General features: G+C 71.5%; 21 protein-coding genes and 1 riboswitch. Of the genes, 17 read left to right on the top strand and 4 right to left on the bottom strand.

Features of this window, described 5'->3' with window-relative positions; translation table 11 throughout:
* The first annotated feature begins 15 nt into the window (after positions 1-15).
* From HII36_RS20320 to HII36_RS20350, 7 genes are all read left to right on the top strand, one after another.
* Positions 16-777, top strand: a complete 762-nt coding sequence (locus HII36_RS20320) for an oxygenase MpaB family protein (RefSeq protein WP_236003680.1) — start codon at positions 16-18, stop codon at positions 775-777.
* Positions 778-853: 76 nt separating this feature from the next.
* A riboswitch (FMN riboswitch) is annotated at positions 854-984 on the top strand.
* Positions 985-1,106: 122 nt separating this feature from the next.
* Entirely contained in the window at positions 1,107-2,285 is a 1,179-nt protein-coding gene (gene ribD, locus HII36_RS20325; RefSeq protein ID WP_328807797.1) for a bifunctional diaminohydroxyphosphoribosylaminopyrimidine deaminase/5-amino-6-(5-phosphoribosylamino)uracil reductase RibD, read from the top strand.
* Complete coding sequence (locus tag HII36_RS20330) at positions 2,285-2,872, top strand: riboflavin synthase (protein ID WP_173524806.1); 588 nt, start codon at positions 2,285-2,287, stop codon at positions 2,870-2,872. The genes ribD and HII36_RS20330 overlap by 1 nt, the downstream gene beginning before the upstream one ends.
* The gene (locus tag HII36_RS20335; protein WP_173524807.1) at positions 2,869-3,516 is read left to right on the top strand and encodes a nicotinamide mononucleotide transporter family protein; all 648 of its coding nucleotides are present in this window, start codon (positions 2,869-2,871) and stop codon (positions 3,514-3,516) included. Before HII36_RS20330 ends, HII36_RS20335 begins: the two co-directional genes overlap by 4 nt.
* Entirely contained in the window at positions 3,513-4,730 is a 1,218-nt protein-coding gene (locus HII36_RS20340; RefSeq protein WP_328807798.1) for a bifunctional 3,4-dihydroxy-2-butanone-4-phosphate synthase/GTP cyclohydrolase II, read from the top strand. The genes HII36_RS20335 and HII36_RS20340 overlap by 4 nt, the downstream gene beginning before the upstream one ends.
* Positions 4,727-5,194 (top strand): 6,7-dimethyl-8-ribityllumazine synthase, encoded by a 468-nt coding sequence (gene ribH / locus HII36_RS20345; RefSeq protein ID WP_173524808.1) that lies wholly within the window; start codon positions 4,727-4,729, stop codon positions 5,192-5,194. Before HII36_RS20340 ends, ribH begins: the two co-directional genes overlap by 4 nt.
* Positions 5,195-5,213: 19 nt before the next feature.
* Positions 5,214-5,666 (top strand): PH domain-containing protein, encoded by a 453-nt coding sequence (locus tag HII36_RS20350; protein WP_173524809.1) that lies wholly within the window; start codon positions 5,214-5,216, stop codon positions 5,664-5,666.
* Here the strand turns inward: HII36_RS20350 and HII36_RS20355 are convergent.
* Both HII36_RS20355 and HII36_RS20360 read right to left on the bottom strand, forming a co-directional pair.
* Positions 5,663-5,968 carry a hypothetical protein gene (locus HII36_RS20355; protein ID WP_173524810.1) on the bottom strand — a complete coding sequence of 102 codons (306 nt, stop codon included), beginning with the start codon at positions 5,966-5,968 and terminating at the stop codon, positions 5,663-5,665. The two genes, HII36_RS20350 and HII36_RS20355, sit on opposite strands and share 4 nt — an antisense overlap.
* A gap of 7 nt (positions 5,969-5,975) precedes the next feature.
* Positions 5,976-6,830: a hypothetical protein gene (locus HII36_RS20360; protein WP_173524811.1), complete on the bottom strand. Its 855-nt coding sequence runs from the start codon at positions 6,828-6,830 to the stop codon at positions 5,976-5,978.
* A gap of 159 nt (positions 6,831-6,989) precedes the next feature.
* Between HII36_RS20360 and HII36_RS20365 the strand changes: the two genes are divergently transcribed.
* The 4 genes from HII36_RS20365 to HII36_RS20380 are packed head-to-tail and all read left to right on the top strand — an operon-like array spanning position 6,990 to position 10,581.
* Positions 6,990-7,853: an AAA family ATPase gene (locus tag HII36_RS20365; protein WP_173524812.1), complete on the top strand. Its 864-nt coding sequence runs from the start codon at positions 6,990-6,992 to the stop codon at positions 7,851-7,853.
* Positions 7,846-8,931: a vWA domain-containing protein gene (locus HII36_RS20370; RefSeq protein ID WP_173524813.1), complete on the top strand. Its 1,086-nt coding sequence runs from the start codon at positions 7,846-7,848 to the stop codon at positions 8,929-8,931. Before HII36_RS20365 ends, HII36_RS20370 begins: the two co-directional genes overlap by 8 nt.
* Positions 8,924-10,015 carry an XdhC family protein gene (locus HII36_RS20375; protein ID WP_173524814.1) on the top strand — a complete coding sequence of 364 codons (1,092 nt, stop codon included), beginning with the start codon at positions 8,924-8,926 and terminating at the stop codon, positions 10,013-10,015. The genes HII36_RS20370 and HII36_RS20375 overlap by 8 nt, the downstream gene beginning before the upstream one ends.
* Entirely contained in the window at positions 10,012-10,581 is a 570-nt protein-coding gene (locus HII36_RS20380) for a nucleotidyltransferase family protein (protein WP_173524815.1), read from the top strand. Before HII36_RS20375 ends, HII36_RS20380 begins: the two co-directional genes overlap by 4 nt.
* Before the next feature lie 16 nt (positions 10,582-10,597).
* On the opposite strand, the gene HII36_RS20385 is transcribed toward HII36_RS20380, so the two are convergent.
* Positions 10,598-11,485 (bottom strand): endonuclease/exonuclease/phosphatase family protein, encoded by an 888-nt coding sequence (locus tag HII36_RS20385; protein WP_173524816.1) that lies wholly within the window; start codon positions 11,483-11,485, stop codon positions 10,598-10,600.
* A 95-nt stretch (positions 11,486-11,580) separates the two neighbouring features.
* Here HII36_RS20385 and HII36_RS20390 point away from each other — a divergent pair, with 95 nt between their 5' ends.
* From HII36_RS20390 to HII36_RS20400, 4 genes are all read left to right on the top strand, one after another.
* On the top strand, positions 11,581-12,621 hold the full coding sequence (locus HII36_RS20390; protein ID WP_173524817.1) for an LLM class F420-dependent oxidoreductase: 1,041 nt from the start codon (positions 11,581-11,583) through the stop codon (positions 12,619-12,621).
* A 164-nt stretch (positions 12,622-12,785) separates the two neighbouring features.
* Entirely contained in the window at positions 12,786-12,848 is a 63-nt protein-coding gene (locus tag HII36_RS59215) for a putative leader peptide (RefSeq protein WP_407940818.1), read from the top strand.
* A 78-nt stretch (positions 12,849-12,926) separates the two neighbouring features.
* The gene (locus HII36_RS20395) at positions 12,927-14,234 is read left to right on the top strand and encodes a dicarboxylate/amino acid:cation symporter (protein ID WP_173524818.1); all 1,308 of its coding nucleotides are present in this window, start codon (positions 12,927-12,929) and stop codon (positions 14,232-14,234) included.
* Between the two features lie 176 nt (positions 14,235-14,410).
* Entirely contained in the window at positions 14,411-15,976 is a 1,566-nt protein-coding gene (locus HII36_RS20400) for a protein kinase domain-containing protein (RefSeq protein ID WP_173524819.1), read from the top strand.
* Between the two features lie 64 nt (positions 15,977-16,040).
* Here the strand turns inward: HII36_RS20400 and HII36_RS20405 are convergent, their stop codons facing one another.
* Positions 16,041-17,837 (bottom strand): glycoside hydrolase family 9 protein, encoded by a 1,797-nt coding sequence (locus HII36_RS20405; protein WP_173524820.1) that lies wholly within the window; start codon positions 17,835-17,837, stop codon positions 16,041-16,043.
* A 148-nt stretch (positions 17,838-17,985) separates the two neighbouring features.
* On the opposite strand from HII36_RS20405, the gene HII36_RS20410 reads away from it, so the two are divergent.
* Entirely contained in the window at positions 17,986-19,023 is a 1,038-nt protein-coding gene (locus HII36_RS20410) for a M24 family metallopeptidase (RefSeq protein ID WP_173524821.1), read from the top strand.
* Positions 19,024-19,048: 25 nt separating this feature from the next.
* Positions 19,049-19,609, top strand: a complete 561-nt coding sequence (gene efp, locus HII36_RS20415) for an elongation factor P (protein WP_173524822.1) — start codon at positions 19,049-19,051, stop codon at positions 19,607-19,609.

The following is a 19,609-nucleotide window of genomic DNA, read 5'->3' on the forward strand; positions in this document are numbered from 1 at the left end:
GTGACATGGCGGATCATGGGTGAGCCGATTCTGCTGGTCGGCGGGTTCCGCGCCCTCTTGATGCAGGGGCTCCACCCGCGGGCGATGCGCGGGGTGCTGCAGAACTCCGCCCTCATGGATCCGGACGAGTCGTGGTCACGCTTCGTCCGTACGACCGAGTTCGTGCGGGTACGCACGTACGGCTCTCTGGAGGAAGTACAGCGGGCCGGACGCCGGGTGCGCAAGATTCATGCCAAACTGACCGCTCACGATCCGGATACGGGCACCCGATTCCGGCTCGACGACCCGTCCGCGCTGCGCTGGGTGCACGTGGGCGAGGTGGATTCGTACCTGTCGGTCGCCCGACGGGCCGGCGTCAGGCTCACCGACGCCGAGGCCGACACGTTCGTCGCCGAGTGGCGGCGCGCGGCCGAGGTGGTCGGCCTCGCCCGGGACGACGTGCCCGGCTCGGTGGCCGAGCTGTCGGACTACATCGAAGCCGAGCGGCCCGGCCTGCGCTTCGTCCCCGAGGCGGCGCACCCGCTGCGGCTGTCGTTGAACGCGCCGCTGCCGCTGATGCTGACCCCGCTGCGCCCGGCGCTGCCCGCGCTGACCCTGCTCGCCTTCGCCACCCTGCCCCGCTGGGCCCGCCGCCTGTACGGGCTGCCCGCCACGCCGGTCGGCGACCTGTGGGCCACGGCCACGCTCAGGACCCTGCACACCGGGCTCGGCCTGGTGCCCGCCCAGGTTCGCTACGCCCCGGCCGCCCGTCGCGCCAGGCGGTTGATGGCCGCCTGACCTCGCGCTCCGTCCCCGGTGCGGGGGTGGTCGCAGGTGCCGATGAGGACATGGCAAACTGATAGGAGAAGAGAGCTAGCGTGCTCCGGGGTCGGTGAAAGTCCGAACCGGCGGTGACAGTCCGCGACCCGGCCGATGCCATCGGCCGGTTGACTCGGTGAAATTCCGGGACCGACGGTTAAAGTCCGGATGGGAGGAAGCGCGCGAGGTGTCCGGCGTCCAGCCGGGCGCCTGCTGTGGTGCACACGTACGTGACGTGCGTCCGTGCACCCGGTCAACCCCCCGGGGCCCGCCGTGGCTTGGAGCTACTGGCGAGTAGGAGGCCCGGGGTGGACACATCCCCCCGTGACAGGGCGCACATGGCGCGCGCCGTCGAGCTGGCCCGGCTCGGGCACGGCACCACCAGCCCCAATCCCGTCGTCGGCTGCGTCGTGCTCGACGCCGCGGGCCAGGTCGCCGGCGAGGGGTTCCACGCCTACGCCGGCGGGCCGCACGCCGAGGTCGTGGCCTTGCGCGCGGCGGGGGCGCGGGCCAGGGGCGGCACCGCGTACGTCACGCTCGAACCCTGCGACCACACCGGCAGGACGGGGCCGTGCAGCGCCGCGCTGCTCGACGCGGGCCTGGCCCGGGTCGTGGTGGCGGTCACCGACCCCAACCCCAAGGCCGCCGGCGGCGCGGCGCGCCTGCGCGCGGCCGGGATCGAGGTGACCACCGGGGTGCTCGCCGCCGAGGCCGAACGGGCCAACGAGGAGTGGCTCACGTTCGTCAGGCTCGGCCGCCCGCACGTCACCTGGAAGTTCGCCGCCACCCTCGACGGCAGGTCGGCCGCCGAGGACGGCACCAGCCAGTGGATCACCTCGCCGGAGTCCCGGGCCGACGTGCACCGCCTGCGGGCGGCGTCCGACGCGATCGTCGCGGGCATCGGCACCGTCCTGGCCGACGACCCGCACCTCACCGCCAGGCCCCCGCAGCCCGGCGACCCGCACGTCACGGCCAGGTCCCCGCAGCCTGGCGGCCCGCATCTCACCACCAGGCCCCCGCAGCCGGGCGGCGCGGAGCGGCGGCGGCCGCTGCGCGTGATCGTCGACTCCGACGCGCGCACGCCCCCCGCCGCCAGGGTCCTCGACGCCGCCGCCCCCACCCTGATCGCCGTCGCCGCCGACACCGAGACCGGGCTCGACGCCGATCTGCTGCGCGTGCCCCGCGCCCCGGGCGGCGGCCTCGACCTGCCCGCCCTGCTCAAGGAGCTGGCCGCACGCGACGTGGTCAGCCTCTTCCTGGAAGGCGGCCCCAGGCTGGCCGGCGCGTTCCTGCGCGAGGGCCTGGCCGACCGGGTGGTCGCCTACCTGGCGCCGGCGTTCCTCGGCTCCGGCCGCGCCGCGCTGGAACAGGCCGGCGTCCGGACGATCACCGACATCCACCGCCTGCGATTCGACGAGTTTTCCCCCATCGGGCCGGACCTGAGGCTGACCGCCCGGCCCACGTCCCCACAAGTCAGGGAGAAGTGATGTTCACCGGAATCATCGAGGAAAAGGGCGAGATCGTCGCCATCGAGTCCGTGGGCGACGGGGCCCAGCTGTCGGTACGCGGCCCGATCGTCACCTCCGACGCCAAGCACGGCGACTCGATCGCGGTCAACGGCGTCTGCCTGACGGTCGTGGACGTCCGCGACGACGTGTTCGACGTCGACGTGATCAAGGAATCCCTCGACCGCAGCTCACTCGGCGCCCTGACCGTGGGCTCGGCGGTGAACCTGGAGCGGTCGGTACGCGCCGACCAGCGGCTGGGCGGCCACATCGTGCAGGGCCACGTCGACGGCACCGCCGTGCTCAAGTCCCGCGAACCCGGTGCGAACTGGGACAACCTCCGCTTCACCCTGCCCGAGCCGTTGAGCCGGTACGTGGCGGAGAAGGGCTCGATCGCGATCGACGGAATCAGCCTGACCGTGACGACGGTTGACGACGACGGCTTCGGCGTGAGCCTCATCCCGACCACGCTGAAGCTGACCACCCTCGGCGAACGCCGAGTGGGCGACGTGGTGAACCTCGAAGTCGACGTGATCGCGAAGTACGTGGAAAGGCTGGTGGCCCGATGAGCTGGGCTGAGGCATCTGTTGAGATCTTCGGTCACCCCGTGAAGTGGACCGACCTGGTCGGCAACGTCTTCGCGCTGGCGACCGTGCTGTTCGCCATGCGCAAGTCCCTGTGGACCTGGCCGGTGCAGTTCACCGGCGCGGTGCTGCTGTTCATCGCCTCGATCAGCGCCCACGTCACCGGCAACGCGCTCAAGCAGGCCCTGTTCGCGATCCTGGCGATCTACGGCTGGTGGCGGTGGCGGCGCGGCAGCCAGGGCCACGAGCTGGCCGTCAGGCCGGCCACCGGGCGCGAGCGGGCCACGCTGATCGCCGCGCTGCTGGTCGGCACCGCGCTGGTGACCGTGCTGTTCAAGACGTTCAACCTGTCGTGGTACCCGGGCGCGCCGTGGGCGCTGGTGGCCGCCGACGCGTACATCTTCGTCGGCGGGGCGGTGGCCACCTGGGCGCAGGGCCGGGCCCTGGTCGACTTCTGGATCGTGTGGGTGCTGGTCGACCTGGTGGGCGTGCCGGTGGCCTACAACTCCGGGCTGACCGTCTCGGCCACCGTCTACGTGGTGTTCTTCGCCATGGTCATCTACGGGTTCGTCAAGTGGCTCAGGGAATACCGCACCACGACGCAGGCGAAGCTGGCGGTGGCGTCGTGAACGAGATCGTGCTCGACCCGATCGAGCGGGCCATCGAGGACATACGCAACGGCAAGCCGGTCGTGGTCGTCGACGACGCCAACCGGGAGAACGAGGGCGACATCATCTTCGCCGCCGCGAAGGCCACACCGGAGCTGCTCACGTTCACCATCAGGCACACCAGCGGCGTGATCTGCGTGGCCATGGAGGGCAAGGAGCTCGACCGGCTCGGGTTGCCGCTCATGGTGTTCCAGAACAAGGAGCGCATGCGCACCGCGTACACGATCACCGTCGACGCCCGCGACGGCGTGACCACCGGCATCTCCGCCGGCGACCGGGCCAGGACGATCCGCACCCTGGCCGACTCCGCCACCGAGCCGAACGAGCTGGTGCGTCCCGGGCACATCTTCCCGCTGCGTTACCACGAGGGCGGCGTGCTGGCCAGGCGCGGGCACACCGAGGCGGCCGTCGACCTGGCCAGGCTGGCCGGGCTGTCGGCGGCCGGCGCGCTGGCCGAGGTGGTCAACGACGACGGCACCATGGCCAGGCTCCCGCAGCTGCGCGTCTTCGCCGACACCTACGACCTGGCGCTCGTGTCCATCGAACAGCTCGTCGACTACCGGCGGCGGGCCGAGAGCATGGTCACCAGGGTCGCCGAGACGCGGCTGCCCAACGCGTACGGGATGTGGCGGGCCTACGGCTACGCCAGCGCGCTCGACGGCGGCGAGCACGTCGCGCTCGTCTACGGCGAGCTGGCCGACGGCGAGAACATCCTGGTCAGAGCCCACTCCGAATGCCTGACCGGCGACGTGTTCGGCTCGCTGCGCTGCGACTGCGGGGTGCAGCTCGACAACGCCATGTCGGCCATCGCCGCCGAGGGCCGCGGCGTGATCGTCTACCTGCGCGGGCACGAGGGGCGCGGCATCGGGCTGCTGGCCAAGCTCAAGGCCTACAGCCTGCAGGACAACGGCAGCGACACCGTCGACGCCAACGTCGAGCTGGGGCTGCCGGTCGACGCGCGCGAGTTCTCCAACGCCGGGCAGATCCTGGCCGACCTCGGCGTGAAGTCGATCCGGCTGCTCACCAACAACCCGGCCAAACTCAAGGGCATGGACGGCTACGGCATCAAGGTGCTCGGCCGCGAACCCATGCCGGTGGCCATGAACCCCCACAACGAGCGGTATCTCACGGCCAAGCGCGACCGGCTCGGCCACGACATCTCGGAGGCGTCATGAGCGGCGAAGGACGACCCGCGGGCACGGTTCCCGACGCCGCGGGCCTGGTCGTCGGGGTGGTCGCGGCGAGCTGGCACGCGGCGATCACCGACCAGCTGGTGGCCAGGGCGGTGCAGGCGTGCGACGACAGCGGCGCCACCGCCACCGTCGTGCGCGTGCCGGGCTCGCTGGAGATCCCGGTCGTCGCCCAGGCGCTGGCCAGGCGGTGCGACGCGGTGGTGGCGCTGGGAGCGGTCATCAGGGGCGAGACCGCCCATTTCGACTACGTCTGCGACTCGGTCACGTCCGGGCTGACCAGGATCTCGCTCGACGAGGAGACCCCGATCGGCAACGGCGTGCTGACCTGCGAGAACATGGAGCAGGCGGTGGACCGCTCGGGGCTGCCGGGCAGCAAGGAGGACAAGGGGTACGAGTCGGCCGTGGCCGCCCTCGAGACCGCACTCCTGCTGCGAGACCTCCACTGACCTGCGGTAGGTTTCCTTCGTGCCCGAGCCCGTTTCCCCGCCGCCGCTGCCCGTCACGTGGCGTCCCAGCAAGCCCAGGTTCGTCGCGTACGGGGTCGCCGCCGTGATCGTGCTCGGGTCGGTGGTCATGGCCCTGCTGATCGCCGATCCGTTCAAGCTGCCCGACCGGGTGGCGATCGTGGCGTTCGGGTGCGCGGTGGCGTACGTGCTCCACCTGCTCGGCCGGGTGCGGGTGGAGGCGGACGACGAGGGCATCACGGTGGTGAACGCGATGCGTACGCACCGGTACAGCTGGCCGGAGGTCATCGACGTCACGCTGCTGGTGGGCGACCCCTGGCCCAAGATCGACTTCTCGGACGGCCGCACGATCGGCGCCATGGGCATCCAGGGCTCCGAGAAACCCCGCGCCCGCCGGGCCACGGCCGAACTCGCGGCCTTGATCCGGGAGCGCGGGGAGGCCCGCGAGAACTAGCCGAACACCTCTTCCGCGGTGCCGGCGGTCGAGGCGCGGGTGACCCAGGTCAAGAGCAGGTCCCGGTCCAGAGACTCGTCGATGATGTCGCGTCGGCCGATGGTGATCGGAATCTCCCGGACGGCCAGCACGCTCAGCAGCGCTCGGGTCAGGCCTCTGGCTTCCGCCGCTTCCTCAATGGGCTGGGTGAACTTGTCGGGCAGGCGGTATTTGAGGTCGGCGGCGTAGAACCGCGTCGCTCGCCTGGTCAGGCGCGCCTTCTCGGCGTCGTCCTCGTCGTCCCAGTCGCTCGGAGTCCGCATGTCATGATCACCTCTCCCCGAAGATCTCTTCAGCGGTGGCGGCGGTGGCGGCGCGGGTCGTCCAGGTGAGAAGCTGCTCGGTGTCGCGGCAGTTCTCGATGGCCTGGCGCTGCTCGTCGGTGATCTCCAGCCCGCGTGCCTCAAGAACAGCCCGCAGGGCCTTGGCTTCGCCTTCCGCTTCGCCTTCAGCTCTGCCTTTCGCTTCGGCGGCGTTCTCCAGGGACTGGGTGAAGCGGTCGCTGATTCGTGGCTGGGTCTCGATCATCAGGTCCTCCAGTCGCTTGCGGAGATTCTCTGGAAGCTTCATCCGCAGATAATCGTAGTAAGTATGGCCACGCCGGTCCTCGAACCCGAGCAAGGACATGGCCACCGCGGCCGCCGTGTCGAAGTCGTGGGGCGGGGCCGCCGCGCGGAGCGTGGCGAACTCCGGGTACCGCTGCACGTCCGCCGACTCGCGGAGCACGGGCAGGTCCTGCGGGCAGATCACGATGGGATGCAGCGTGAGCGAGCTGCCCTGGGGGATGAGCTCCTGCTCGCGATATTTGCGCGCGGTCGGCTGGTCGAGGCAGTAGACGAGCAGGTGGACGACGCTCTTGTGCTTGGCCATGAGCGTGCCCGTGTAACCCATCCACGCCCAGACCTTCTCCACCTTGTACTCGCTCTGCACCTCGGTGATGAGGTAGCGCCTTCGTCTGCCGAAGCGGGTGCGGCCGGAGGTGACCGCGTCGGCCCGGTACTCCGTCGGGAGGCGGTCGGTGAGGTCGGCGGACTCTTCGCGTATGTCCAGGTAGTCGTGCTCGATGCGGCGGTTGAGTGCCCACGACAGCAGTTCCATCGCGAAGGCCGGCCGTTGGCTGATCATCTCCAACGGCATCTCGTGGGGAAGCTTGGGGGGCATAGCGTCCTCTCGATTGCGATTTGCGATCGAGAGATTACAGTCCGCAGTCGGGTCGAGTCATGAATATCGGTGAAACGCGGTGGCGCGTAGCCTGAAGGCGTGCTGCGGCGGACAATCAGGGCAATGGACATCGAGTCGCCGGAGAAGCTCATCGAGCTGCTCGACCGGCACGCCTACCTGGCGGACGAAGGGCTGGCCACGGCCGCGTTCCTGGCGCTCAGGATGGGGCGGCCGCTGTTTCTGGAGGGCGAGGCGGGCGTCGGCAAGACCGAGCTGGCCAAGACCCTGGCGCGGATGCTCAAGGCGCCGTTGATCAGGCTGCAGTGCTACGAGGGGCTCGACGCGGCCCAGGCGCTGTACGACTGGGACTTCGCCCGCCAGCTCCTGCACCTCAAAGCCGCCGAGGCGGCCGGGATCACGGACGTCGGGAGGCTGGAGAGCGAGATCTACGACCGGCGGTTCCTGATCGCCAGGCCGCTGCTGAAGGCTGTCGAGACTCAGCCCAGCGTGCTGCTGGTGGACGAGGTCGACCGCGCCGACGACGAGTTCGAGGCGTTCCTGCTGGAGGTGTTGTCCGACTTCACGATCTCCGTCCCCGAACTGGGCACGATCAAGGCCAGGACGCCGCCGGTCGTCGTCGTCACCTCCAACCGCACCCGTGAGGTGCACGACGCGCTCAAACGGCGCTGCCTGTACCACTGGCTGGAGCATCCCGGCTTCGACCGGGAGGTCGCCATCCTGCTGCGCAAGCTGCCCGGCTGCACCGAGACGCTGGCGCTGCAGGTGGCGCGGGCGGCCGAGCGGCTGCGGCGGGCCGACCTGGTCAAGCCGCCGGGCATCGCCGAGACCCTCGACTGGACCGAGGCGCTGCTCACGCTCGGGGCCAGGGAGCTCGACCCCGGCCGGGCGGCGGCGACGCTGGGCGCCGCGCTGAAGTACCGTGAGGACGTCACGACCGTCATGAACACCGGCCTGCTGCATGGATGACGCGCTCGACGACCTGGTCGCCACCGTCACCGCGTTCGCCAGGACGCTCCGGGCCGCGGGGGTCGGCGCCGACCACGAGCGCACCCGTAACCTGCTGGAGGCGCTCGACCACCTGGACGTGACGGACCGCGGCGAGTTCTACTGGGCCGGCCGGCTGACCCTGTGCGCCACCCGCGACGACCTGCCCGCCTACGACCGGTGTTTCGCCGCCTTCTTCGGCGGCGCGCGGGCCACGCTCGCGCGTACCAGCACGACCAGCATCACCCGGCACCTGGCGGCGGCCGACGACGGCGAGAGCGGGGGAGCGGACGGCGAGGCCGCGCCGGCCACGGCGAGCCGCGTGGAGGTGCTGCGGCACCGCGACGTGGCCGGGCTGAGCGAGGCTGAGCGGGCCGAGGTGCACCGGATGCTGGCGATGCTGCGCGCCAGGCGCGCGCCGCGCCGCTCCAGACGCTACGAAAGCGCCCATCGCGGGGCACTCGACCAGCGCCGCACCATCAGGGACGCGCTGCGCAAGGGCGACGTGGCCCGGCTGCGGCACCGGCGGCACACCACCAGGCCGCGCGCGGTCGTGCTGTTCGTGGACGTCAGCGGCTCCATGGCCCCCTACGCCGAGACGCTGCTGCGCTTCGCGCACGCCCTGGTCAGGAGCGCCCCCAGGGCCACCAGCGTCTACTCGGTGGGCACCAGGCTCACCTCGATCACCGCCGAACTGCGCCACCGCGACCCCGGCACCGCGCTGAACGAGGTGTCGCGGGCCATCCCGGACTGGAGCGGCGGCACCAGGCTGGGCGAGGAACTGCGGGAGTTCCTGACCCGGCGCTCGGCCCGCGGCGCGATCGCGGTGATCGCCTCCGACGGCTGGGAGCGCGGCGACCCGGCGCTGCTCGGCGCCCAGCTGGCCAGGCTCGCCCGGCAGGCGCACCGGGTGATCTGGGTCAACCCGCACAAGGGGTACGCGGACTACCAGCCGCTCACCGGCGGCATGCGGGCCGCCCTGCCCCACCTGGACGACCTGGTGGCCGGTCACAGCCTGGCCGCCTACGAGGAACTCAGCGAAAGGCTCGCGCATGCGTGACGTGCTGCCAGAGATCATGCGGTGGTGGAGGTCGGGGCTCAGGTTCGGGCTGGCGACGGTGGTGAGCACGTTCAGCAGCGCGCCCAGGCCGCCGGGCGCGGCGATGGCGGTGCGCGGCGACGAGGTGGTCGGCAGCGTGTCGGGCGGCTGCGTGGAAGGCGCGGTGTTCGAGCTGGCCGCCGAGATCGACCGGCCGCTGCTGCAGCGGTACGGCGTGAGCGACGACGACGCCTTCGCCGTCGGGCTGACCTGCGGCGGCATCATCGACATCCTGGTCGAGCCGATCTCCATCGAGACGTTCCCCGAGCTGGGCGAGGTCGCCGCCGCCGTCGAGGCGCACCGGCCGGTCGCCGTGGCCACTATCGTCGCGGGCCCGGGCGAGATCGGCGCCCGCCGCGTCATCTGGCCCGAGCGCACCAGCGGCAGCCTCGGCCTGGACCGGCTGGACGACGCCGTCGACGACGACGCCCGCGGCATGCTGGCCCAGGGGCTGACCGGCATCAGGCACTACGGCGGGCACGGCGAGCGCCGCCTGGACGATCTGTCGGTGTTCGTCCAGTCCTTCGCGCCGCCGCCGCGCATGCTGGTGTTCGGCGCGATCGACTTCGCCGCGGCGGTGTCGCGGGTGGGCAAGTTCCTCGGCTACCACGTCACGGTCTGCGACGCCCGGCCGGTGTTCGCCACCACGAAGCGTTTCCCCGAGGCGGACGAGGTCGTGGTCAAGTGGCCGCACGACTACCTGGCCTCGGTCCCGGTCGACGAACGCACGGTGATCTGCGTGCTGACCCACGACCCGAAGTTCGACGTGCCGCTGCTGGAGGTGGCGTTGCGCACCGAGGCGGGGTACGTAGGCGCCATGGGATCACGACGTACCCACGAGGACCGGCTGGCGCGCCTGCGCGAGGCCGGGCTGACCGAGGCCGAGCTGGCCAGGCTCCGCTCGCCCATCGGCCTGGACCTGGGCGCCCGCACGCCGGAGGAGACGGCCGTGTCGATCGCCGCCGAGCTGATCCAGCTGCGCTGGGGCGGCACCGGCAGGCCGCTGTCGAGCACGGACGGCCGCATCCACCACGAGGCGTCATGAGGGGGTCGCGGGTCGCGGGACTGCTGCTGGCCGCCGGCGAGGGCGCTCGCCTGGGCACGCCCAAGGCGCTGATCGAGTACGCGGGCGAGCGGCTGGTCGACCGCGGCGTCAGGCTGCTGGAGGAGGGCGGCTGCCATCCGGTGGTCGTGGTGCTGGGGGCGGCCACCGTCCAGGTGCGCAGGGCGGTGACCGTGCGCAACCCGGACTGGGCCGGGGGCATGGGCTCCTCGCTCCGGGTCGGGCTGGCCGCGCTGCCGCCCGAGACGGAGTCGGTGGTGATCGCGCTGGTGGACCAGCCGTTCATCGGCCCCGGCGCGGTGCGCGCGCTGATCGGCAGCGGCGCCGAGGTCGCGGTGGCCACCTACGCCGGACGGCGCAGGAACCCGGTGCTGATCGCGGCCCGCCACTTCGCCGAGGTGGCCGAGCTGGCCGTGGGCGACGTGGGCGCCAGGCCGTTCATCAAGGCGCATCCCGAGCTGGTCACCGAGGTGCCGTGCGACGAGCACGGCGACCCCGCCGACATCGACACCCCCCAGGACCTGCGCAGACTGGAGGCGGGCGGCTAGCAGCGGCCGGCAGAGGTCAGAAGCGCAGCGAGGCGATGGCGGCGCGGTGGTCGCTGCCGGTGGCCGGGGCCACCCCGGCGCTGGTGGCCGTCATCCCCTTGAACAGGATGTGGTCGGGCCGGGTGATCGGGAACTCGGCCGGCCAGGTGAAGCCGAACCCCTCGCCGGCCACGCTCTGCGCGTCGGACAGCGGCGGGGTGAGCCCGCGCATGCCCCGGTCGGTGGTGGCCGTGTTGAGGTCGCCGAGCAGCAGGATGCGCTTGCTGTCGTCGGCGTCGATGAGCCTGCGCGCGGCGGCCAGCGACGCGTCGCGCGAGGCGGTGTGCCCGGGACGGGCCGAGGCCAGGTGCATGACGTAGACCGTGACCTTGCCCTTGGGCGTGGTCACCACCGCGCGCAGCGCGCGCGGCCAGCCCATGCCGACGTCGAGCGGCCGGGTCTCGCTGATCGGGTGGCGGCTCCACAGCCCGACCGTGCCGACCGGGTAGTGGTGCGGGAACATCTTGTTGAGCTGCTTGGCCGCCGGGCCGCCCGGGGTCAGCTCCTGGGCCGCGAGCAGGTCGAGGTCTTCGGCGATGGCGCGCACCGCCTCGCCGGACGAGCCGTTGGTGACGCCCACGTTCACGGTGCCGACCGCCAGGTCGTGCGGGCCGCCGGGCGAGCTGCGGAGCACCGTGGAGCCGAACATCACCGCCCACACCACGCCGGGCACCAGCGCCGCGACCACGGCCGGCGTGGACCGCGTCAGCGCGGCGGCCACGAGCAGCAGCGGCACGGTCAGCCCGATCCAGGGCAGCAGGCTCTCCATGACCGGCGTGAACCCGCCCAGGGCCGGGATCAGCTGATGGCCCGCCAGGGCCAGCGCGACCACGGCGGAAACGACGACGACGAAGCGCTTGAGCATCGGCACCAGGCTAGCCGCTCCCGGCCCGGCACGCGGACACGCTAACCTGGTTGCCGACGCAAACGGAATAACATTCGGTTCATCGGGAGCCCGGCATGCGCATCGGTATGGCACTCAACTACTCGGGCGGCTTCAAGGAGTCGGTCGCCGAGCTGGCCGACTACGAGAAGGCCGGCCTCGACATCGTGTTCGTGGCCGAGGCCTACAGCTTCGACGCGGTCAGCCAGATGGGCTACATCGCGGCGAAGACCGAGAAGCTGCAGATCGCCTCGGGCATCCTGCCCATCTACTCGCGCACGCCGACGCTGCTGGCCATGACCGCCGCGGGCCTCGACTACGTCTCCGACGGCCGCTTCACGCTCGGCCTGGGCGCCTCGGGGCCGCAGGTGATCGAGGGGTTCCACGGGGTGCCGTACACCGCGCCGCTCGGGCGTACCAGGGAGGTCATCGAGATCTGCCGCAAGGTGTGGCGGCGCGAGCGCCTGGAGTACGCCGGCAAGCACTACACGCTGCCGCTCCCGGCCGAGCGCGGCACCGGGCTGGGCAAGTCGCTCAAGCTCATCAACCACCCGGTACGCGAGCGCATCCCGATCGTGGTGGCCGCCATCGGCCCGAAGAACGTCGAGCTGACCGCCGAGCTGTGCGAGGGCTGGGAGCCGATCTTCTACATGCCGGAGAAGGCCGCCGACGTCTGGGGCCCGTCCCTGGCCGCGGGCAAGGCCAAGCGCGACCCCGGGCTGGGCGAGCTGGACGTCATCGCGCAGGCGATGCTGGCCATCGGCGACGACGTGTCCGGGCTGCTGGAGTTCGGCCGGCCGATGGCCGCGCTGTACATCGGCGGCATGGGCGCCAAGGGCAAGAACTTCTACAACGACCTGGTCAGGCGCTACGGCTACGAGAAGGAGGCCGAGCAGATCCAGGAGCTCTACCTGGACGGCAAGAAGGACGAGGCCGCCGCGCTGGTGCCCGGCGAGCTGCTGGAGAAGATGTCGCTGATCGGCAGCGAGGGCTTCGTCAGGGACCGGATCGCGGCCATGCGGGAGTCCGGGGTGACCACGATCAACGTCACCCCGCTGGGCCGCACCCACGAGGAGCGCGTGCGGCTGATCGAGCGGGTCCGGGAGATGGCCGCCTGACCTGCCCCGATGTCGCCGAAGCCCCCTGCCGCCGGCCGGGGGCTTCGCGCTTTCCGCGGCACAGAAAAGGACATCAGGGCGCTGTGACCCAGATCACCGGACATATCGGAATAGGGGCCGCTAACGCCGTGTTGTAGCAGCTCGTGAGGTTCTCTGTGGTGATCGTGTGGCTCGTTGAGCGGCTGCACGTGGACCTGTGCCGCTTGCACGGGTCCCTCTGTCGTTGACCGCTGCTTCCGGTCCACCTTCCTCACCTCGCATGCCCGTCTGCCGCGGCATGCCGGAATATCGGAGTTCCTCCCCCCGTGAAGAGATTCAACTTCTCGCTGCAACTGCTGCTCGGCCTGGTGGCCGGCGTCGCGCTCGGATTCGTCGCCAAGATTTGGGACGTCTCCTGGCTGGCCGAGACGCTGACCCAGGTCGGCAAGATCTTCGTACAGCTGCTCAAGCTGGCCGTGCCGCCGCTGGTGTTCACCGCCGTCCTGGTCAGCGTCGCCAACCTGCGCAACGTCAACGGCGCCGCCAGGCTCGCCTCCAAGACCCTGCTCTGGTTCCTGGTCACCGCCTTCGTCTCGGTCGCCTTCGCGATCGGGCTCGGCCTGATCATCAACCCGGGCCAGGGCGTCACCCTCGACACCGGCGCCGCCAAGGCCGTCGACACCGAGGGCGCCGGCACCTGGCTGGACTTCGTCACCGGCATCGTGCCCACCAACGTCGTCACCGCCTTCACCGAGGTGAACGTCCTCCAGATCGTGTTCCTGGGCGTCGTGCTCGGCGCCGCCGCGCTCGCGGTCGGTGAGAAGGCGGAGCCGCTGCTCAACCTCAGCCGCTCGGTGCTCGAACTGGTGCAGAAGGCCCTGTGGTGGGTCATCCGCCTGGCCCCCATCGGCACCGCCGGCCTGATCGGCAAGGCCGTCTCCACCTACGGCTGGGAACTGCTCGCGCCGCTGGCCAAGTTCAGCGTCGGCGTGTACGTCGGCTGCTTCATCGTCCTGCTGGCCGTCTACCCGACCCTGCTGGCGGTCGTCGGCAAGGTCAACCCGATCCAGTTCTTCCGCAACGCCTGGCCGGCGATCGAGCTGGCGTTCGTCTCGCGTTCCTCGGTCGGCACGCTGCCGCTGACGCAGCGCGTCACCGTCGAGCGCAACGGCGTCGACCGCGACTACGCCTCCTTCGCCGTGCCGTTCGGCGCGACCACCAAGATGGACGGCTGCGCCTCGGTCTACCCGGCCCTGGCCGCGATCTTCGTGGCCCAGGTGTTCGGCGTCGAGCTCGGGGTCGGCGACTACCTGCTGATCGCCTTCGTGTCGGTGGTCGGCTCGGCCGCCACGGCCGGTCTGACCGGCGCGATCGTCATGCTGACGCTCACGCTGAGCACGCTCGGCCTGCCGCTGGAAGGCGTCGGGCTGCTGCTGGCCATCGACCCGATCCTGGACATGATCCGCACCGCCACCAACGTGGCCGGCCAGATGGTCGTGCCGGTGCTGGTGGCCCGCTCCGAGGGCCGGCTGGACGAGGCCGTGTTCAACGCCGCGCCGCAGCCGCTCGACGAGCCCGCCGCCGGTCCCGCCGAGGCCCCGGCGGGACGCGCCCCCGTCCCGGCGACCGTCTGACCCGGGCCGCATGATCCGGTTCGGCTGACCTGTACCGCCTGAGGCGGGGAGCCCGCGTGGCTCCCCGCCTTTCGCGTTGTCAGGACGGCGCGCGTGAACCGGCGAATGGGCACTCCGGGCGCGTGGGGCTCTATGGTGGGTCGAAATTGTCGAAGGTCGAGATATTTGGCGGGGATATGTCTGACACGCCCTCCTCTTCCGTGGTGGCCGGCCGCTACCGGCTGGACGAGCGCATCGGCAGCGGGCCGCTCGGGGAGGTGTGGCGGGGCTACGACACCAGGGCCGACTGGGTGGTGGCCGTCAAGATGCTGGGCGCCAAGGCGGTCGGGGCGGGCACGCGTGAGGCGCTGAGACAGCACGCGCAGGCCGTGGCCCGGGTGATCCATCCCAACGTGGCCATGGTGCTGGACGTCGGCGACCACGAGGGCGCGCCGTTCCTGGTGATGGAGTTCCTGACCGGGACGAGCCTGGGCGAGGACCTGGCCGCGCAGGGCCCGTTGCCGATCGTGGAGGTGTGCGACCTGGTGGGACAGGCGGCGGCCGGGCTGGACGCCGCGCACCGGGCCGGAGTGGTGCACGGGCAGGTGAACGCCGACAGCTTCCGCCGCGCCGCCAGCGGCGTGCTCAAGGTGGTCGGATTCGGCCTGGCCGGCCAGGAGACCGCCGCCGCGGACCTGCGCTACCGCGCCCCCGAGGACGCGGCAGCGCCCGCCGGCGACCTGTACGCGCTGGGCGTCGTCTGCTACGAGCTGCTGTGCGGCCGACCGCCCTTCGCCGAGTCCCCGGACGCCGATGGTGCGGACGAGGCCCGGGACCAGTCCCGCGACCAGGACCGCGACGAGGCCCGGGACCAGGACGCCGGGCCGGTTCCCGCGCCGCCGAGCAGCCTGCGTGCCGAGATCCCCGCGGAACTGGACGGCCTGGTGCTGGCCCTGCTGTCCGAGGCCCCGGGCAAGCGGCCGGCCTCGGGCGAGTCCGTACGCCGCACGCTGGCCGCCATCGCCAGGCCCAGGCCCAAGACCGCCGCGCACCCGGTGCCCGGCGTGCCGACCGCGCCGGGCCAGACCACCTCGGGCCAGACCGCGCCGGGCCAGACCGCGCCGGGCCAGGGCCCGTCCCCGGAGCAGGTGGCGTCCAACTCCACCATGATCTACCAGGACCTGCAGCCACGCTCGGGCGACACCGCGATCTTCGACGCGGCTGCCGAGATGCCGCCGCCCGACAACTCCAACCGCCGCCTGTTCGTCCAGCTCGGCGTGGCCCTGGCGGCGATCGCGGCCATCACCGCCGGCCTGATCATGTGGGCGGGCTCCGGCGGCGAGCCGGTCGCGCTGGAGACCTCGGCGCCGCCGACCGCCGTCACGCTGCCCAGCCCCACCGAGACCACGACGGAACCCGAGCCGACCGTGATCACGCAGGAGCCCACCCGGCTGGTCGAGACCGGCCCGCAGCCGAAGGCCACGCTGGGCGATGCCATCCCGCCCGGCGGCTATCAGGAGTGGTCGCGCCGGTTCGGCGAGGTCGTGGAGATCGCGCGTAACCAGGGCGCGATGAACCCTCAGTTGGCGGACAAGATCCTGGAGAAGATCGGCAAGGCCTCGGACAAGTTCCAGGAGGGCAAGCCGGACGGTGGGCTCGAACAGCTCAGAGAGGCCTACAACGAGCTGCGGCAGGCGCAGGAGCACGGCGAGGCGCCCATGGACGGCCCGCTGGCCGACTTCCTCAACGACTGGCGACTCTGACGCGACGCCCGACGGGTGTGACGCGTCCCGCGCCCGGCCGGGCGCGGGACGCGTGCCCAGCCGGTCAGCGGCCCGGCATGAGGGACATCGCGTAGAGCGCGACGGCGGCGAAGTCGTCGGCCGGCTCCGAGGCCTGCCACGACCGCACGTCGTCGACGAACCGGCTACCCCGCCCGGTGAACTGCGCGTAGCGGTCCACGCCGTCGGCCGGGCACGGCTTCATACCGTCCAGGTGGCCGCCCAGCCCGTCGTCGAACAGCGAGGCGCTGTTCGGCCCGTTCACCACCGCGCCCGTGGCCGGCCCGCCGGTGATGTTGGACATCTGGTAGTGCGGGCACCGGATCGCGTTCGTCCCCACCCCGGCCACGAACGACACGCCCCACGGGTTGGCGCCGAACGCCCAGCCGCGCTGCTGCGTGCCGAACGCGTCGTAGGTCCTGTCGCCGGTCACCGTCCGGTACAGCACCGAGGTGACCGCCAGGCCGAAGGCGTGCGGCACGGCGTCGAACTGGTCATGCGCGGCCCCGGCGCGGAACGGGTCCTTGGCCGCCCTGGCCACGCCGATCTCCAGCTGCGCCCGCAGGTCCGCGATCAGCCGCGCGCCGATCCCCGGCGCTCCCGCGCCGTGCGCGCGCAGGGCCCTGACCAGGTCGCGGTGCGCGAGCGCGCTCACGTCGTACAGGTTGAAGGTGTCGCCGCCCGCCTCGTGCCGCAGGTACTCGCCGGCCCAGTGCGCCGCCTGGCCGAGCCAGTCGGCCGCGCGCGGGTCGCGCAGGCGCTGCGCGGCCAGCGCCAGCTCGGCGGCGCCCAGCTCCATGTCGTCGCGCCAGGCGCTCTCCGGATAGAACGCGTACGGCAGCGACGTCACCAGCTGGCCGACGTCCGTGGTCCTGGCCATCGCGTAGACGGACGCGCCCTCCTCCAGCAGGGACGCCGCCCGCCGCGGGTCGGGTTCGAGCTGGGCGGCCAGGGCGAAGGCGGCCGCGGTGCGACCGGCCAGGTTGGGGCTGATCGGCTCGCCGGGCGGTGCGGCGCGGAAGACCGGGCGGTTCTTCAGGTACGGGTGCTCGGAGGTGTCGTCGGACTCGGGCAGCCGCCAGACGTCGTGGTCGCCGGAGAACGTGCCCGCCTCGTCGCCTGCGCCGATGCCGACCTGGATGTAGAGGGTCTTGGAGTCGCCGTCCCACATCTTGTCCAGGTATTTCAGCCCGTGGCGGGCCTCCTTCGCCAGGCGCTGGTCGCCGCCGTCGCGGATCGAGGCCCACATCAGGGTGTCCACGTAGGCGAGGATGTGGGTGAACTTCAGGTAGTCGCCGGCGTCGAACCAGCCGCCCTCGACGTCCACCGGGCCGCCGATCCTGGTCAGCGTGCCCTTGATCACGTCGGTGTCCGGGCCGGTGAACGCCGGCCACTCGTACACCGAGGCGGCGCGGTCGTTGCGGTGCCTGGCGCCGCCGTCGCGCTGGCCGCGGAAGAAGGTCATGATCGCGGGCGCGGGGGAGCCGGGCGCGATCTCGAACGGCGGCGAGGTGAGCCCGGCCGAGGTGACCCGGTAGCGTCCCGGCTTGCGCAGCCGTGACAGGTCCAGGTCGTACACGTGCGGGTAGGCCGCGTTCCACGCGCCCAGGTCGTGTCCCGCCCGGCCGTTGAGCACCACGCGCCCGTAGCGGTCGAGCACCTTGAAGCGGGCCCCGGCCGCCGCGCCCGTCGTCATCAGGTACGCGTGCTTGGCCTCGCCGGGGGCGAAACCCACCTGATCGACGCGGATGTGGCCGGACGGCGGCGGCTGCGCGGCCGCGGCGGGGCTCCCCGCGGCCAGCACGGTCACGATGAGGGTCGAGATCGCCAGGGCCAGTCTCATGGCCACGCTCCCCACGGGAAGTCAGGAAACCTTGGAGTTAGGAAACCTTCCTAACTAGCTTTGGACAGTAAATCCGGAGCCCTCCGCTGGTCAAGAGTCGTCGGAAGTAGGTAACGGCCGAATGGTCAAAAACGCGTACATTAGCGCAATGACCGTCAACTACCAGGAGCGTCGGGCCAGGCTCGCCGCGCTGCTGCCGGAACGCGAGGTCCCGGCCATCCTCGTCACCTCCCTCGTCAACGTGCGCTACCTCACCGGGCTGGACAGCTCGAACGCGGCCGTCCTGGTCAGGGCCGACGGCACGGCGCTGCTGGCCACCGACAACCGCTACATCGAGAAGACGCGCGCGCTCGACGTGACGGCGGTCGAGGCCGCCGACGTGGTGGGCAGGCTCGTGGAGACCGGCGCCGGCATCGAGGCGGCGCACATGAGCGTGGCCACCTTCAACCGGCTCGGCGCCGGCCTGGTGCCCCTGGAGCCCGCCGTCGAACTGCTGCGCGCGGTCAAGGACGACACCGAGCTGGAGTGCCTGCGCACCGCCTGCGAGATCACCGACCAGGCGTTCGCCGACGTCCTGCCGAAGATCGCCCCCGGGCTCACCGAGCGCGACGTGGCCCGCCTGCTCGAACAGCGCATGACCGAGCTGGGCGCCGACAAGCCCGCCTTCGACTCGATCGTGGCCGCCGGCGAGAACGGCGCCGTCCCGCACCACGCGCCGACCGGACGTGAGCTGCGCGCCGGCGACCTCGTCACGATGGACTTCGGCGCCCGCTACCGCGGCTACCACGCCGACATGACCAGGACGGTCGTGCTTGGCGCCCCCGCGCAGTGGCAGCGCGACCTCTACGACCTGGTGGCCGAGGCCCAGCGGGCCGGCCGGCACGCGCTCGCCCCCGGCGCCGAGGCCAAGGACGTCGACGGCGCGGCCCGCTCGATCATCGCCGCCGCCGGGCACGGCGAGCACTTCAGGCACGGCCTGGGACACGGCGTCGGCCTGGAGATCCACGAGGAGCCGTTCCTGGGTCCGTCGAGGAACGGTAGACTTGAGGATCGAGTTCCGATCACAGTCGAGCCGGGGGTCTATCTCCCGGGCCAGGGCGGCGTCCGCATCGAGGACACTCTCGTGACACGTGAGGGCGGGCCGGAACTCTTCACGAAGACGACCAAGGAGCTGCTCGTCCTGTAGAGCGGCCGCACGCGGGAGAAGACGAGTGGCGACGACCAACGACCTCAAGAACGGCATGGTGCTGAAGCTCGAGGGCGGTGAGCTCTGGAGTGTTGTGGAGTTCCAGCACGTCAAGCCGGGCAAGGGCGGCGCGTTCGTGCGCACCAAGCTCAAGAACGTGCTCTCCGGCAAGGTCGTCGACAAGACGTTCAACGCCGGCGTCAAGGTCGACGTGGCCAACGTCGACAAGCGCGAGATGCAGTACTCCTACAAGGACGGCGACGACTTCGTCTTCATGGACACCGAGACCTACGACATGGTCAACGTGCCCAGCAAGACCGTCGGCGACGCCGCCAACTACATGCTGGAGAACACCCTCGCGACCGTGGCGTTCAACGAGGGCGCCGCGCTCTACGTCGACCTGCCCGCGGCCGTCGAGCTGACCATCTCCAACACGGAGCCGGGCCTGCAGGGCGACCGCTCCACCGGCGGCACCAAGCCGGCCACGCTGGAGACCGGCGCCGAGATCAAGGTGCCGCTCTTCATCACCACCGGCGAGCGGGTCAAGGTCGACACCCGCAGCGGCGAATACCTCGGCCGGGCCTGA

Origin of the sequence: Nonomuraea antri (genome assembly GCF_013283785.1) — a bacterium.
Classification (GTDB): Bacteria; Actinomycetota; Actinomycetes; order Streptosporangiales; family Streptosporangiaceae; genus Nonomuraea; species Nonomuraea antri.

Excerpts from the sequence above, each read along its gene's own strand:
- HII36_RS20380 (WP_173524815.1), top strand. The coding sequence starts at position 10,012 with ATGAGGGGGTCGCGGGTCGCGGGACTGCTGCTGGCCGCCGGCGAGGGC.
- HII36_RS20390 (WP_173524817.1), top strand. The coding sequence starts at position 11,581 with ATGCGCATCGGTATGGCACTCAACTACTCGGGCGGCTTCAAGGAGTCG.
- HII36_RS20320 (WP_236003680.1), top strand. The coding sequence starts at position 16 with ATGGGTGAGCCGATTCTGCTGGTCGGCGGGTTCCGCGCCCTCTTGATG.
- HII36_RS20360 (WP_173524811.1), bottom strand. The coding sequence starts at position 6,830 with ATGATCAGCCAACGGCCGGCCTTCGCGATGGAACTGCTGTCGTGGGCA.
- HII36_RS20355 (WP_173524810.1), bottom strand. The coding sequence starts at position 5,968 with ATGCGGACTCCGAGCGACTGGGACGACGAGGACGACGCCGAGAAGGCG.
- HII36_RS20405 (WP_173524820.1), bottom strand. The coding sequence starts at position 17,837 with ATGAGACTGGCCCTGGCGATCTCGACCCTCATCGTGACCGTGCTGGCC.
- HII36_RS20400 (WP_173524819.1), top strand. The coding sequence starts at position 14,411 with ATGTCTGACACGCCCTCCTCTTCCGTGGTGGCCGGCCGCTACCGGCTG.
- HII36_RS20410 (WP_173524821.1), top strand. The coding sequence starts at position 17,986 with ATGACCGTCAACTACCAGGAGCGTCGGGCCAGGCTCGCCGCGCTGCTG.
- HII36_RS20370 (WP_173524813.1), top strand. The coding sequence starts at position 7,846 with ATGGATGACGCGCTCGACGACCTGGTCGCCACCGTCACCGCGTTCGCC.
- HII36_RS20375 (WP_173524814.1), top strand. The coding sequence starts at position 8,924 with ATGCGTGACGTGCTGCCAGAGATCATGCGGTGGTGGAGGTCGGGGCTC.
- ribH (WP_173524808.1), top strand. The coding sequence starts at position 4,727 with ATGAGCGGCGAAGGACGACCCGCGGGCACGGTTCCCGACGCCGCGGGC.
- HII36_RS20335 (WP_173524807.1), top strand. The coding sequence starts at position 2,869 with ATGAGCTGGGCTGAGGCATCTGTTGAGATCTTCGGTCACCCCGTGAAG.
- HII36_RS20330 (WP_173524806.1), top strand. The coding sequence starts at position 2,285 with ATGTTCACCGGAATCATCGAGGAAAAGGGCGAGATCGTCGCCATCGAG.
- HII36_RS20385 (WP_173524816.1), bottom strand. The coding sequence starts at position 11,485 with ATGCTCAAGCGCTTCGTCGTCGTCGTTTCCGCCGTGGTCGCGCTGGCC.
- HII36_RS20365 (WP_173524812.1), top strand. The coding sequence starts at position 6,990 with ATGGACATCGAGTCGCCGGAGAAGCTCATCGAGCTGCTCGACCGGCAC.